Below are 13,085 nucleotides of genomic sequence, written 5' to 3'. Positions count from 1 at the left end.
CTACCCAGGAGACACCGTGTGAGATATCTACCGATTGTCGCCACGTCCACCTTGCTGGCCGCCGGGCTCGCCGGAACCGGACTCGCCACCGCCGATCCCGTCCCGGATCAGACACAGACCCGCTATTCACTCGTCAACGGCTGCTACCGAATCGACGCACCGGCCGGTCCCCTCGTCCCGGACGCCGGGCCGTACCGCATGCACGCCACAGCCCTCGGCGAGTATCTGCTCTACGGACGCAAAGGCGAGATGCTCGACGCGTCCGGCAGATCCATCCATGCCGCGAAGAGTCCGTCGGAAAGCGCCGTCTGGACGGTGAACGGTTCCGGCGCAAGCGGATTCACCCTCACCAACGAGGCGACCGAGACCAGCACAGCCGCCTCCTTCGTCACGGACACCGGATGCGCGGAATTCCCCGAGGCCCAGACCGGGGCGGTGGGCACACCCGGCCCCAGTGTCAGCGCGGACGGTTCGGTGCTGGGCACCATCGACGCGCACGCGCATGTCACGGCCTACGAGTTCATGGGTGGCGACTTCCATTGCGGCCGTCCGTGGCACCCGTACGGGGTGACCTACGCGCTGCCCGACTGCGCGACGTACCGCACCGGCACCAACGGTCTGGTCGCCAGTTTCCTCGACTACGGCGCACCGTTCCACAGCTCGGATACCCGGGGCTGGCCCACCTTCCGGGACTGGCCGAAACCGTCCGTGCTCACCACCGAGGGCACCTACTGGACCAGCATCGAGCGATCCTGGAAGGCCGGGCTGCGTGTGATGACTGTCGACCTGGTCGACAACGAATCGCTGTGCGCGATGATGACCGATCGCCGAAACCCCTGCGACGACATGACTTCCGTGCGAACCCAGGCCGCCGGGCTCCGCTCGCTGCAGGATTACATCGACGCCCAGGCAGGCGGTCCCGGCCTGGGCTTCTTCCGGATCGTCACCAGCCCGGCCGAGGCACGCCTGACCGCGGCCTCAGGCAAGCTCGCGGTGGTTCTCGGGATGGAGCTGTCGGATCCGATGGGCTGCGGCGTGTTTCTCGGCCAGCCCAAGTGCGGCACCGGCGATGTCGATCGCTGGCTGAGCGAACTCCGTGGCCTCGGGGTCACCAGCTTCTTCCCCGTCCACAAATTCGACAATGCCTTCGGCGGTACGAAGATGGACACCGATGCCACCGGGCTGCTGGTCAACGCGGGCAACTTCATGCAGACCGGAACGTTCTGGAATGTGCAGTCCTGCAACGGCCCCGAGCGCGACAGCACTCAGCCCTCGGTTCCCATCGCCGGTGACGTCAATCAGTTCCTCAGCCGGCTCACCGGGCCGCTGCTCGGCGGCGCACCACTGCCGCTCTACGCGGCGGGGCCGCACTGCAACGCACGCGGACTCACCGATCTGGGCAGATACCTGATCAACCAGATGATCGACCGAGGGTTCCTCATCGAAGTGGATCACCTGAGCGAGGCGACCGCCGACGCGGTGATGTCGATCATCGAACAGCGCCACTATCCCGGAGTGCTGTCCTCACACGGCTGGGATTCGACCAAGACCACCCAGCGCGTCTATGCGGCAGGCGGTTTCGCGACGCCGTACGCGGGCGGGCCGGCGGGATTCGTGAACGCGTGGCGTGAGGCGCGCGCAATGGCGAGACCCGGTGGGGATTTCGGCTTCGGCTTCGGCTCGGATATGAACGGGATCGCCGGACAGGGTGCGGCGGTGGGTGCGGGAGTCGTGCCCTACCCCTTCACCTCCCACGACGGAGCGGTGACATTCGACCGGGAACGCTGGGGTGAGCGAACTTTCGACATCACGACCGACGGAACCGCGACCTACGGCACGTACGCCGACTGGCTCGAAGCGATTCGCGTGCTCGGCGGGCCCGAGATCATGACCGACGTGTTCCACGGCGCGGAGGTCTACCTGCGCCTGTGGGAGCGGGTCCGGGGATGAGTCGATAATCCCTCTCCGCCTCGCAGGTCGCGGCCTGCGAGGCGAGTTCTCGACCCGATCAGGCCCTGACGAAGAGCCGCATCGACTCACCGACCACGGCCTCGCGGGTGCGCCCCTGCGAGTCCGCGTCCGGCCGCAGCCAGATGGAGGCGTGATTGAGGATGCCGTGCAGGCAGTGCAGCGCCACCGAGGGGTCCGGGCAGTCGAACTCCCGCGACGCGATGCCCCGGTCGATGACTTCACGGAAGATCCGGTCGTGCCGGCGGCGCATGGTCTTGATGGCTTCCGTATGCTCGCTCGGCCACGGCGCCGGGAACGAGAACAGCTTGCCCGCTTCGGGATACAGGACGGTGAGCACGTGGAGTTGCTCGGCGACGAGCGCGCGCAACTGATCGGTCGCGGATCGGCCGGCGGCGGCATCGAGGGCTTCGCGCAGGCGGGTCAGCACATCGGAGGTCAGCGTCTCGAGAACCGCGGAGACGAGCGCGTCCTTGCTCGGGAAGTAATGGTACAGAGTGGCTTTGGCGATATCGGTGCGCTCGGCGACATCCTCGAACCGCATGCCCTGATAGCCGCTGCTGGACAGGATCTGCAACGCGGCCGCGATCATCTCCGCCTTGCGGCGATCGCGGCGACGCGCGGCACGCCCGGCGGGGGCGGCTTCCTCGACCGGATACGCAGTCATGAGCCGATCATATCCGGGACGCCGGTCGGAAAACCGGCCGTGAAGAGTGCTCGCGGACCCGGCGATCGAGCCGTCGAACTGCCCGAATCCACTGTTCCAGGGCATCGAGTGGACACCCACCGTGAAATCGACCACAAGGACTATCTACCGACTGGCTTGAACAAAACTCGACCCATAGGTTGAGAATCATGACGGACGCCACCGCCCACGAATCGAGCTACTTCCGGCGAAGTGGTGCGCACAGCTTCGTCCCGACCCGGCACGCCGGGGGCGCGTGGGACCTCACCGAGCAGCACTTCAGCCCGCTGGGCGGGCTGATCGTCCACGAGATCGAGCGCGCCAGAGCTCAGCAGGGGCGTCCCGCCCTCGCGATGAGCCGCATCAGTTTCGACATCCTCGGCCGAATCGCGTTCGAGGAGTTCGATATTCACGTCGAGGTCACTCGCCCGGGCCGAACCATAGAACTCGTCGAGGCCACGGTCACGATCGCGGGCCGCAGCGTGGTCGGCGCCCGCGCATGGTTCCTGCGCTCCGACGACACCGCCGGCGTCGCGGGCGGCGAACCCGACCGGCTCCCCCATCCCGACGCACTGCGGTCCTGGCCGCTGACCTCGGTGTGGAGCGGCGGATACATCGACTCCATCGACGTGCGGCCGGTGGGCGTCCCGCAGCCCGGCCGAACCACGGCCTGGGTCGCCACCCCCGTGGACCTGGTCGCGGACGAGGACACCACCCCGCTCGCGGCCTACATCGCCCTGGTCGACACCGCCAACGGCATCGCGGTCCGCCAGGACCCCACCAAATGGATGTTCCCCAATCTCGACCTGACCATCCATCTCTATCGCGGGCCGGAAGGCCCCTGGACCGGCCTGGACACCAGCGTCGTGTTCGGCCACACCGCCCAGGGCCTGACCAGCACCACCCTGCACGACCTGCACGGACCGGTCGGATCCGCCCAGCAGACGCTCACCCTGCGCCCCCAACCGGATCAGCGCCCCTGAGCCACACCTCGGCCGACCGGACTCATCACCATGTCGGGACGGGTGAGGGGTGTCATAATTTCGTTAGTTAGCGACATGCAACTATATTTGCTGTAGTTCGTTCGTTCGCTATTCGGGAGGCAAGATGGCTGCGGCCCCCACCACCGATCTCGATCCCGGTGATGTTCAGACCATTCGGCGGCGGTTGCGGGTCGACCGGGATCATCCGCACTACAAGTGGGTGGCGCTGAGCAATACGACGCTCGGCATGTTGATGGTCACCATCAACTCGTCGATCGTGATCATCTCGCTGCCCGCGATCTTCCGAGGGATCGATCTCAATCCCCTCGCGCCGGGCAATGTCAGTTATCTGCTGTGGCTGCTGATGGGGTTCCTGCTCACCTCGGCGGTGCTGGTCGTGCTGTTCGGGCGGCTCGGCGACATGTACGGGCGGGTGCGGATCTACAACCTCGGATTCGTGGTTTTCACGCTCTGCGCGATCGCGTTGTCACTCGATCCGTTCAACCACGGCGGTGGTGCGCTGTGGTTGATCGGGTGGCGTGTCATCCAGGGCGTCGGCGGCGCGATGCTGATGGCGAATTCGGCGGCGATTCTGACCGACGCGTTCCCGACCAACCAGCGCGGCGTGGCTCTGGGCATCAATCAGGTTGCGGCCGTTGCGGGTTCGTTCCTGGGTCTGCTGGTCGGCGGCCTGCTCTCGGAGTGGGACTGGAAGGCGATCTTCTGGGTCAGCATTCCGTTCGGCATTCTGGGCACCGTGTGGTCGTATCGATCGCTGCACGATTCGGGGGTGCGGACGCCGGGCTCGCTGGACATTCCGGGAACGGTCACCTTCGCGCTCGGTCTCACCGCGCTGCTGACCGGCATCACGTACGGCATTCAGCCGCACGGTGATTCCAAGACCGGCTGGGACAACCCGTGGGTGCTGGCCGCGGTGTTCGGCGGCATCGCACTGCTGCTCGCGTTCTGCTGGATCGAATCCAAGGTCGCCCAGCCGATGTTCAATCTGTCGCTGTTCAAGAATCGCGCCTTCGGCCTGGGCAACCTGGCCGGGCTGATGGCTTCGGTCGGACGCGGCGGCATGCAGTTCATGCTCATCATCTGGCTCCAGGGCATCTGGTTGCCGTTGCACGGCTACGACTTCGAGTCCACACCCCTGTGGGCGGGTATCTACATGCTCCCGCTGACGGTCGGATTCCTGGTGTCCGGACCGATCTCGGGCTGGCTCAGTGACCGCTTCGGCGGACGCTGGTTCACCACCGGCGGCTTGACGCTGGCCGCGGTCACCTTCGTACTGCTGGTGGTGATCCCGGTGGACTTCAACTACTGGCTGTTCGCGTTGATCATCCTGCTCAACGGCCTCGGCACCGGCATCTTCACCTCGCCGAACACCGCCGACATCATGTCCTCGGTTCCGGCCTCGCAGCGCGGTGTCGCCTCGGGTATGCGCGGCACGCTGATGAACGGCGGCATGGCGCTCTCGATCGGAGTGTTCTTCTCGCTCATGATCGTCGGACTGTCCGGCACCCTGCCCAATGCCATGAACTCCGGGCTCCAGGAGCAAGGCGTGTCCGGCGACGTCGCGGGTCAGATCGCGGATATGCCTCCGGTCGGCAGCCTGTTCGCGACGTTCCTGGGCTACAACCCGTTCAAGGAACTGCTCGGCCCCAGCGGCACGCTCGACAAACCCGGCGTCAACAGCGATGTTCTCACCGGTCAGGAGTTCTTCCCGCACTTGATCTCCGGGCCGTTCCATTCGGGTCTGGTCGTCGTGTTCCTCGCGGCCGCGCTTATGATGCTCATCGGCGCGGTGGCATCGTGGTTCGCCGGTGGCGGGTCCGTCCCGGATGAGGCCGAGGAGTTGCGTGCGGCCGAACGCGCCGGAATCTGACCGATGACGCCATGAGTCTGGAGGCTGTGCCTTTCCATGAGCCAGGAGGCTGTGCTGCCGAAACCCACCACTGTCGCCGATCCGGAACAACTCACCGAAGCGGCCGAGCTGTACCACGCGATCGGCCGGCTGCTGAGATTACTGCGGCACGCGGGTGACCTCGGCTCGCTGAGCCCCGGGGCCGCCTCGGCGCTGGCCTCGCTGGCTCGGTCGGGTCCGATGCGCCTGAGCGACCTGGCGAATGCCGAACGAGTCAGCGCACCGACCATGTCACGCATGGTGACCGGCCTCGAGAAGGCCGGTTACCTGGTGCGCGACGCGGATCCGGAAGATGGACGGGCACAACTGCTCTCGGCGACCCAGTCGGCGAACGACCTGGTGTCGGGACTCACCTCCGCACGCATCCAGCGTTTCGCGGTGGCGATGGAACAACTCGACCAGGAGCAGCGCACCGGACTGATGTCGGCACTGAACGGGCTGATCACAGCCCTCGACGAATAGCGGCCCGCCGGCGAACAACGGCTCAGCCCAGGCGCTTCCACTCGATCCAGTGCTCCGGGTCGGCCATCCGCTCCCCCTGCGGCACCGCCCAGCACGCGGACAGCAACCGGTAGCCGTGCAGGATCAACGCCGCGTGGCCGGGCCAGTGCGCCCGCGTCCACGCGGCGTCGTCGTGTGCGGCATCGACACCGCCACGCATGGCGCCGGTGAGTTCGAATTGCAGATCGCGGCGCAGTTCCATGGTGCGATCCACCGGTTCGGTGCGCAGATGCTCGACCAGGGTCTCGATCGCCGCGCGCACCCGTGTCTCGGTCCAGAGGAAGGTGCGCCGGTACGCGTGCGGCAGCAGCAATCGCAGCACGAGCACCGCCACCACGACTCCGACCACGGTTTCCAGAACGCGGTCCCCGACCAGCGCGCCGATCGCCTGATCGGTCGCACCACCCAATCCCGCGAGCAGCGCCACCGGCGTGATGAACACCGCGGCCAGCGCGTAGTTGCTCGGAATGAAGACCTCGATGCCGAACAGCAGCACCGCGACGATCGCGATCAGCGGATATCCACTCGGCGACAGGTGGTAGATCAGCGCGAACAACCCCGATCCGACGATGGTTCCGGCCATCCGATGCTCGGCGCGAATCCGGCCGCGCACCCGGTCCGGCCCCAACTGCAGCACGATGAGCGCGGTGAGAATCGCCCAGTGCGGATGCGGCGACCAGAGCAGCCAGCCCACCACACCGGCCACGGCACAGGCGAATCCGACGCGGAGGGTGGTCACCAGAGCATGCGCGTTCGGGGTGAGGGACCGGCGCAACCGGTAGCGCAGTGACGGTCGGGCCAGCGGGACGAGTCGCGGATCCTCGCCCGGATCGAGTGGACCGGCGTCGTTCAATCGCCGGTGCGCGTCGAGCAATTCGGTGACCAGGGGCGAATCCGGTGCGCGTTCGGAGATCCCGGCGTCGTAGAGCACCGCCCACGCGTGCGAGATGATCTCGCCCGCCGCGTGCCGTCCGGCCGCGGTGTCCGGTCCGTCCGCTCGCGCGGCGAGGTAGGCGTCCACCGCCGCGGACGCCGCGGCCACGGCCAGCCGTTCCGGTTTGCGCCGATCGATCAGGATCCCGGCCATCGACACCAGCATCGAGCCGCCGACGCCGAATGCCGTGTAGGACACCAGCTCTCGCACGTCGACTCCGGCGCCTCCGGCCACCAGTCCACCCGCGCAGGTCAGGGTGAAGAACAGCGGTCCGGGCGGACCCAGGCGACCGGCGTTCACCACGTAGGTTCCGATCATGGCGATCGTCACCAGGACCGCGATCTCGATCGCGACGGTCCCGGCATCGAGTCCCGCGCGCGCCGAGCCGATCACACCGCCGAGTCCGATCGCGGCCATCAGGGCGAGGCCCGCGACGAGCACCACCCATCCGCGCACCCGATAGGCGCGGCCGTCGCCGTAGAGCACCGCGAACGCGCCGAACAGGACGAACAACACCGCATTCGCATGCCCGGTGGCCGCGAGCACCGAGGCCGGAATCGCGAACGCCGACGCCGAGCGCGCACCCGGACCCCACCGCCTGGCGACGGACGACAGCGAGAAGGACGGCATCCGTTCCCGCGCGACCGGGGGTAGCGGATCCGGTGCTGCCGTACCTGTCGAAGTCACGGCATCCATCAAACCAGCCGGGTTGCCGGCCGGATGCGGGCGGCATCGACGCCTCGGTCACCGGTACCGCCACCGCTCTACTCGCGACCGGTCGTCCGGCTTCGCAGCCGGGGGGCCGAGCTACCCGTGCAAGTAGCGGACCAGGTGTTCGCGCTCGGTCTCCAGTTCCGCGATCTGGCTCTTGACCACGTCGCCGATGCTGACGATGCCGACCATGCGCCCGTCCGCCAGCACCGGCAGATGACGGATCCGGTGTTCGGTCATGGTGGCATTGAGGGTTTCGACATCGTCGTCGGGCGCGCAGGTGTGCACGACCGCGGTCATGATGTCGGCGACCGTGGCATCGAGCACGCCCGCCCCGTCGCGGTGCAGGCACCGGACCACATCTCGTTCGGACACGATGCCCGACATCAGCACTTCATCCGGTGATACCACCACCGCACCTACATTGTGTGCCGCCAGAACTCGCAGCAATTCGTGCACTGTTGCATCCGGTGCAATAGTGATGATGCCGGAAGTCTTTCGCCGCAGAATTTCCGAAATTCGCATACGCCCACCGCCCAACGCTCGGGACTATCTACCGCTCTCAGGATCCCGCGTTTCCGAGCGCGTGAACAGCAACGATTACGATCCGATCCCCAACCGGACGCGAGTGCGTCATGCGGTGATACCCATCACGGCATCATGACTCTCCCGCCCGTCCGGGCCGTGTGGAATTTCCCGGATTCCATTCACCGTGACTTCAACTCACGACTTTGCGACGGGCTCGAGTTGCTATGGCGAGTGCTGCCGGACAACCGGCTTCGCACCGCGCCAATCGAAGGACCCACCCATGGGACGGAACTCTTATCGACTCGCCGCCGCGTTCGCCGCGCTCGGCCTGTCGGTGATCGCCGCACCGGCCGCACAGGCCGAGCCCGCGCCGCTGAACGGTCTGTTCGCGCTGTCGCCGGGAGTGTGCTCGGGCGGTTCCGTGACGGGCAGCTTCTTCCGGATGATCCTGCCGACCGGCGATGCGAGCGGACCGTTTCTGGCCAACAGCGATTCGCGGTGCAGCGATCAGACGGTGACGACGCTGTCGGCGGGCAGCGACGGCGGACTCGTCAGCGGGAGTTATCAACCGCAGCCTGCGGCGGCCTTCGACGGCGCGGGCAACGCGCAATCGGGACGGGTGACCACGCCGGTGCGCTTCTACGGCGTGGACTTCGCGACCGCGACCAACCCGACCGATCCGCAGACCGGTGGTGGCACCTCGGTGCCGCAGCTGTTCACCGACGGCGGGCAGCTCTCGGGGGATCTGAGCAGTCTCGGGGTCACCTGGAACAACCAGGTGTTCAATCAGGGCTCGCCCAAGCCGGGCGGTGGGCTGCCGGGTAAGACGAGTCCGATCAGCGGAAGCATCGACGGCGCGGGCAATTTCGTCATCGAATGGACGAGTCAGATCGTGGGTGGGCCGTTCAACAACTTCACCGGGCTGTGGCATCTGGCGGGGCAGTATCGGGGTTCGGTGCCGCAGGCGGCTCCCGCGGCCGCGCCGTTGGGGGTTGCGCCGGGCGGCGGGTCCGCACCGGCGGGTGAGCAACCCGCTGCCAGCCAGCCGGGGGTCACGCCGTCCGGTGCCGGGCAGGGAGCCGCCGGGCAGGGCGGGGTCACTGGGCAGGGCGGGGTCACCGGGCAGGGCGGTGTCACGCAGCCCGGTGCCGGACAGGGGCTGCCAGGGCAGGGTGGGGTCGCCCCCGCGTCCGCGGCGGCCACGGTTCCCGGTTCGGTGCAGGCCGATCCGGTGCTCGCGACCAAGACCGTGGCCTTGCCGCGCGGAGACCGCAATCCGATCTGGCTCGTTCCGTCGCTGCTGGTGCTCGCGGTCGTTGCCGCCGGTGTGTTCGTCGGCGCGGACCGCATAGCGGGCCGGAATCGATCGTGACGGCCGTGGCCTCCACGCCGGGCAGCGCCGGGATCTCCGGTCTGCCCGCCTATTCCGAGTTCGTCTCCAATCTCGAAGCGCCACCGCCACCTCCGGCGACGCGGTGGCCGTTCGCGGTGCTCACCGTGATCGGTGCGCTGCTGGTGATCGCGCCGCTGGTGACGGGGATGTTCCCGCGAGCGGTCAAGGGCGAGGCCATGATCGGCTCGTTCGCGCCGTACGTGACCCAGTCGAGTATCGAGAACTATCGCGGTGATCTCGGGGTGCTCGACGAGGCGCGATCCAACGTTCTCGCGCTGCGTGCCGCCGGTGTGGAACCGGTGGGGCAGGTGTCCGGCGGTTATGCCCGGGTCGATCAGTTCGTGCGGGACTACCCGGAGATCCGGTCGGACATGTCAGCGATGATCGACGCGATCGACGGCAATCGGGGGAACTACGAAAAGCTTGCCTCCGTACCGCCTTTCGGGTCGCTGCCCTGGCTGATCGCCTTGCCGGGGCTGATTCTGATCGCCGCCGGAGTGTTCGGGTTCCGCCGCGCGCAGGCGGGCAATCGCGCGATCGTGTGGCGGTCGGTGGCCGCGATCGCCGCGCTCGGGTTGATCGCGGTTCCGCTCGCGGGTGGGCTCTTTCCCGCCGCCCCCGCCGCGCAACCGCTGATCGACGGTTTCCGACCGATTCTCACGCAGGACGAAGTGCGCAGGGTCCAGGGCTATTTCGTCACCCTGGTCGCCGCCGACGGTGAGCTGAACAGCCGCTACACCGGCGCGGTGCGCACGGCTCATCCCGACGCCGATCTGGCCGGGATCACCACGCTCGAATCCCGTTGGCAGCCGATGACTTCACGCTTCGCGGCTCTGATCGGCGCGATGAACGACAACATCGGCAACTTCGACGCGGTGGTGGCGCTCGATGATTCGACAAAGCCCTTGGGGTTCGGCGCGTTCCGCGGACTCGGATGGTTCTATCTCCTGCCCGGCGTGATAGCGCTGGCCGCCGCGGGTGCCGGGCTCCGCTCACGCGCAGCGCGGTCGGCCTCACCGGACGGAGGTCGGCGCTCCGCGGCTTCCGCCGGCAACTCGGCCGCTCCGGCACGAAACCCCGACCCTACGACTTCGATTGGTGGCCTGTGATGAGGACACGCACGACTATCGCCGCGACCGTCCTCGCAGTGCTGACCCTGGTGCTGCCGGGCTGTTCCAGCGGCGACGGCGAGACCGCCACTCCGTCGGCCCCGGAGAATCTGGTCGGACTACTGCGCTTCACGCCGGGTGCGGTGAGCGGAGATTCCGTGTCGGGCACCTGGTTCCGAATGGTGCAACCGGGCGGAACTCCGGAGAAGGGCCCGTACATGCCCAATGGAGACTCCCCCGCCCAAGCCGGCGCGACCACCCTGCTCGAACCCGGCAGTGAGGGCGGCCTGCGGATCGGCGCATTCCAGAGCGAACCCGAACCGGGCTTCGCGCAGGGTAATTCGCTCTCGGCATCGATCACGAAGCCGACCAAGTTCTTCGCGGTCGAGTTCGGGATCTCCACCAATCCGGTGGATCCGCAGACACAGCGCGAGGTCGCCCCGCCCACCGTGGTCCGGGACGGGAACACGCTCACCGCGAATCTCTCCTCGTGGGCGGCGTCCTGGAACGACCAGGAGTTCAACCAGGGCGCGCCCAAGCCGCCGGAGAAGCAGGGCGCGCAGATCGCGGGCGCGGAACAGGTCCAGAAGGTCTGGGATTTCGTCGCGCACCGCTGGTTCGATCAGCCGAAAGCCGATACGCCCCAGGGCCCTTCCGCCACCGGCACCTACGACCCCGCCACCCGCAAGTTCACCCTCGAATGGACCAGCCTGATCGTCGGCGGCCCGTTCAACAGTTTCACCGGCGTGTGGCATCTGGAAGGTGTCTTCGAGCCGGACACCGCCGCGCCGTCCTCTCCCCCGGCGGTTCCCGGGGCGAGCGGCCCCTCTGTTCCCTCCACGCCTGCCACCGAGACGACAACCCCACCGGCGCGATAAGCCGGCCGTCACCGAGACGAACCGCGACTGCCGGTGCCGACTCCGAACATCCTCGAGAAGGACACGACCCGATGACTTCCCGCACGACGACCCGCCCCGCGCTGGCCGGCGCTATCCGCGCTGTCGCCGCACTCACTGTGATCGGCAGCGCGGTCGCGGTCACCGCACTGACCGTCCGTCAGGACGATGATGTTGCCGCCGTGGTTGTTTCGCAGCAGCAGCCCGCGGCAACCGCCGCGACCACACAGGCTGCACCCGATGCGATCGCCGGCGCGCCCGGTGCGGCGCCGTCCGCCGGAGCGGGAGCGCCCGCGCCCGGCGGGGCTCCTATCGCGGGAGCCGCGCCCGCCGGTCCGGGTGCCTCGGTTCCCCTCGGAACGAGCCCGGGCGCGTCCGTTCCCCTCGGAACCAGCCCCGGCGCAACACTTCCCGCCGCGACCACGCCCGGCGCAGCGACTCCCGGGGTCGCGACTCCGGGTGGATCGAACCCCGGTGCGGCGGTTCCGCTCGGCACCGGGCCCGGTGCTTCGGTCCAGCTCGGCGCGGGGACGAATCCGTTCGCCGCCGCCCCGGCCGATACCCAACCCGCGTGCCCGCTGGGCTGGCCCGCACCGAAACAGCAAGGCGGCCTTGCCTCGTTGATCGGCCTCGCGCCCCTGGCTGGCCCGTTCTCCTCCGAGGCGTTCGCACTCGGGTCGGTATATCAGCCGATACTGCAGCTCGTCGGCCCGGTGCTCGCGGAGATCGCCCCGGTGATCACGCAGTTCCAGCCGCAGATCGACCCGCTGATCGCGCAGGTTCAGGGCGTGGAAGCCACTGTCCTGCAAGCGATCCTGCCGTACTACGGACCGTACCGCGATCAGCTCATCGCGGCCGAGGGCGATTTCGCGAAGGTTCTGACTCCGATCCTCACCAACGCCTACAACAGCGAGATCGCCTCGTGCTTCGTGGCGTGGCAGGGGCAGATCATCGATCAGGCCAAGGGCGGCCGCATCACGGTCGCCTCGCTCGCGCACCCCGGCACCGTCGTGGAACTCGACCCGAAGGACTGACGCACGCGGACGCGAACGCTCGCGGCCTATTCGGCCGCGAGCGCTTCCTCGACGGTGTGGTAGAGCGCCAGGACCTCATCCAGTCCGGTCAGTTCGATGGGCCGGATCACGGGACGGTTCGCATCGACGACGATCTTCAACGGCTCTCGCCTGAGTTCGGCCTGCTGCGTCACGTCCACGAGGGTCGCGAGCCCACGCGGGCCGAGGAACTGCACCTCGGTCAGATCCACGATGCACGGTCCCGCGGCGGCGCGATCGAGAGCGGCGATGATCACCTCGCCCATCGCGGGGGCGGTGTCGGAATCCACCTCACCGGCGATCGCGACCACGACGACATCGGGCAGGTTGTGCCAGTGGACCGACAGCGTCGGCGCGGGCAGCGGGATATCGTTCGGAGAGGCCACCGGGCCACC

At 67.9% G+C, this 13,085-nt stretch carries 12 protein-coding genes; 8 read left to right on the top strand and 4 right to left on the bottom strand.

Annotated features, from left to right (window positions below; translation table 11 throughout):
- Positions 1-18 precede the first annotated feature (18 nt).
- Complete coding sequence (locus NJ1_RS00620; protein ID WP_067685900.1) at positions 19-1,950, top strand: amidohydrolase family protein; 1,932 nt, start codon at positions 19-21, stop codon at positions 1,948-1,950.
- 58 nt (positions 1,951-2,008) lie between these two features.
- On the opposite strand, the gene NJ1_RS00615 is transcribed toward NJ1_RS00620, so the two are convergent.
- Positions 2,009-2,635, bottom strand: coding sequence for a TetR/AcrR family transcriptional regulator (locus NJ1_RS00615; protein WP_067686778.1), 627 nt, complete (start codon positions 2,633-2,635; stop codon positions 2,009-2,011).
- A 188-nt stretch (positions 2,636-2,823) separates the two neighbouring features.
- Between NJ1_RS00615 and NJ1_RS00610 the strand changes: the two genes are divergently transcribed.
- The 3 genes from NJ1_RS00610 (at position 2,824) to NJ1_RS00600 (ending at position 6,028) form a co-directional block, all read left to right on the top strand.
- Positions 2,824-3,636 (top strand): thioesterase family protein, encoded by an 813-nt coding sequence (locus tag NJ1_RS00610; protein WP_067685898.1) that lies wholly within the window; start codon positions 2,824-2,826, stop codon positions 3,634-3,636.
- Positions 3,637-3,760: 124 nt separating this feature from the next.
- On the top strand, positions 3,761-5,527 hold the full coding sequence (locus NJ1_RS00605; RefSeq protein WP_067685896.1) for an MFS transporter: 1,767 nt from the start codon (positions 3,761-3,763) through the stop codon (positions 5,525-5,527).
- Positions 5,528-5,563: 36 nt separating this feature from the next.
- The gene (locus NJ1_RS00600; RefSeq protein ID WP_067685894.1) at positions 5,564-6,028 is read left to right on the top strand and encodes a MarR family winged helix-turn-helix transcriptional regulator; all 465 of its coding nucleotides are present in this window, start codon (positions 5,564-5,566) and stop codon (positions 6,026-6,028) included.
- A 22-nt stretch (positions 6,029-6,050) separates the two neighbouring features.
- On the opposite strand, the gene NJ1_RS00595 is transcribed toward NJ1_RS00600, so the two are convergent.
- Entirely contained in the window at positions 6,051-7,688 is a 1,638-nt protein-coding gene (locus tag NJ1_RS00595) for an FUSC family protein (RefSeq protein WP_157573665.1), read from the bottom strand.
- 120 nt (positions 7,689-7,808) lie between these two features.
- Positions 7,809-8,237 carry a CBS domain-containing protein gene (locus NJ1_RS00590; protein WP_067685892.1) on the bottom strand — a complete coding sequence of 143 codons (429 nt, stop codon included), beginning with the start codon at positions 8,235-8,237 and terminating at the stop codon, positions 7,809-7,811.
- Positions 8,238-8,520: 283 nt separating this feature from the next.
- On the opposite strand from NJ1_RS00590, the gene NJ1_RS00585 reads away from it, so the two are divergent.
- From NJ1_RS00585 to NJ1_RS00570, 4 genes are all read left to right on the top strand, one after another.
- Complete coding sequence (locus NJ1_RS00585; RefSeq protein ID WP_067685890.1) at positions 8,521-9,612, top strand: hypothetical protein; 1,092 nt, start codon at positions 8,521-8,523, stop codon at positions 9,610-9,612.
- On the top strand, positions 9,609-10,742 hold the full coding sequence (locus tag NJ1_RS00580) for a hypothetical protein (RefSeq protein WP_067685888.1): 1,134 nt from the start codon (positions 9,609-9,611) through the stop codon (positions 10,740-10,742). Before NJ1_RS00585 ends, NJ1_RS00580 begins: the two co-directional genes overlap by 4 nt.
- Positions 10,742-11,620, top strand: a complete 879-nt coding sequence (locus NJ1_RS00575) for a hypothetical protein (RefSeq protein WP_245717155.1) — start codon at positions 10,742-10,744, stop codon at positions 11,618-11,620. The genes NJ1_RS00580 and NJ1_RS00575 overlap by 1 nt, the downstream gene beginning before the upstream one ends.
- Positions 11,621-11,691: 71 nt before the next feature.
- Positions 11,692-12,672, top strand: coding sequence for a hypothetical protein (locus NJ1_RS00570; protein ID WP_067685886.1), 981 nt, complete (start codon positions 11,692-11,694; stop codon positions 12,670-12,672).
- A 26-nt stretch (positions 12,673-12,698) separates the two neighbouring features.
- Here the strand turns inward: NJ1_RS00570 and NJ1_RS00565 are convergent, their stop codons facing one another.
- Positions 12,699-13,076: an anti-sigma factor antagonist gene (locus NJ1_RS00565; protein WP_084477599.1), complete on the bottom strand. Its 378-nt coding sequence runs from the start codon at positions 13,074-13,076 to the stop codon at positions 12,699-12,701.
- Positions 13,077-13,085: the final 9 nt, after the last annotated feature.

It is taken from the genome of Nocardia jejuensis NBRC 103114, from assembly GCF_001613145.1.
Classification (GTDB): domain Bacteria; phylum Actinomycetota; class Actinomycetes; order Mycobacteriales; family Mycobacteriaceae; genus Nocardia; species Nocardia jejuensis.
Note: the sequence above shows the minus strand (reverse complement) of the source record. Positions and strands in the feature narration are given on the sequence as shown.

Bases quoted from the DNA above. Each gene is read 5' to 3' on its own strand.
- NJ1_RS00585 (WP_067685890.1), top strand. From the start codon at position 8,521: ATGGGACGGAACTCTTATCGACTCGCCGCCGCGTTCGCCGCGCTCGGC.
- NJ1_RS00610 (WP_067685898.1), top strand. From the start codon at position 2,824: ATGACGGACGCCACCGCCCACGAATCGAGCTACTTCCGGCGAAGTGGT.
- NJ1_RS00570 (WP_067685886.1), top strand. From the start codon at position 11,692: ATGACTTCCCGCACGACGACCCGCCCCGCGCTGGCCGGCGCTATCCGC.
- NJ1_RS00575 (WP_245717155.1), top strand. From the start codon at position 10,742: ATGAGGACACGCACGACTATCGCCGCGACCGTCCTCGCAGTGCTGACC.
- NJ1_RS00590 (WP_067685892.1), bottom strand. From the start codon at position 8,237: ATGCGAATTTCGGAAATTCTGCGGCGAAAGACTTCCGGCATCATCACT.
- NJ1_RS00615 (WP_067686778.1), bottom strand. From the start codon at position 2,635: ATGACTGCGTATCCGGTCGAGGAAGCCGCCCCCGCCGGGCGTGCCGCG.
- NJ1_RS00605 (WP_067685896.1), top strand. From the start codon at position 3,761: ATGGCTGCGGCCCCCACCACCGATCTCGATCCCGGTGATGTTCAGACC.
- NJ1_RS00600 (WP_067685894.1), top strand. From the start codon at position 5,564: ATGAGCCAGGAGGCTGTGCTGCCGAAACCCACCACTGTCGCCGATCCG.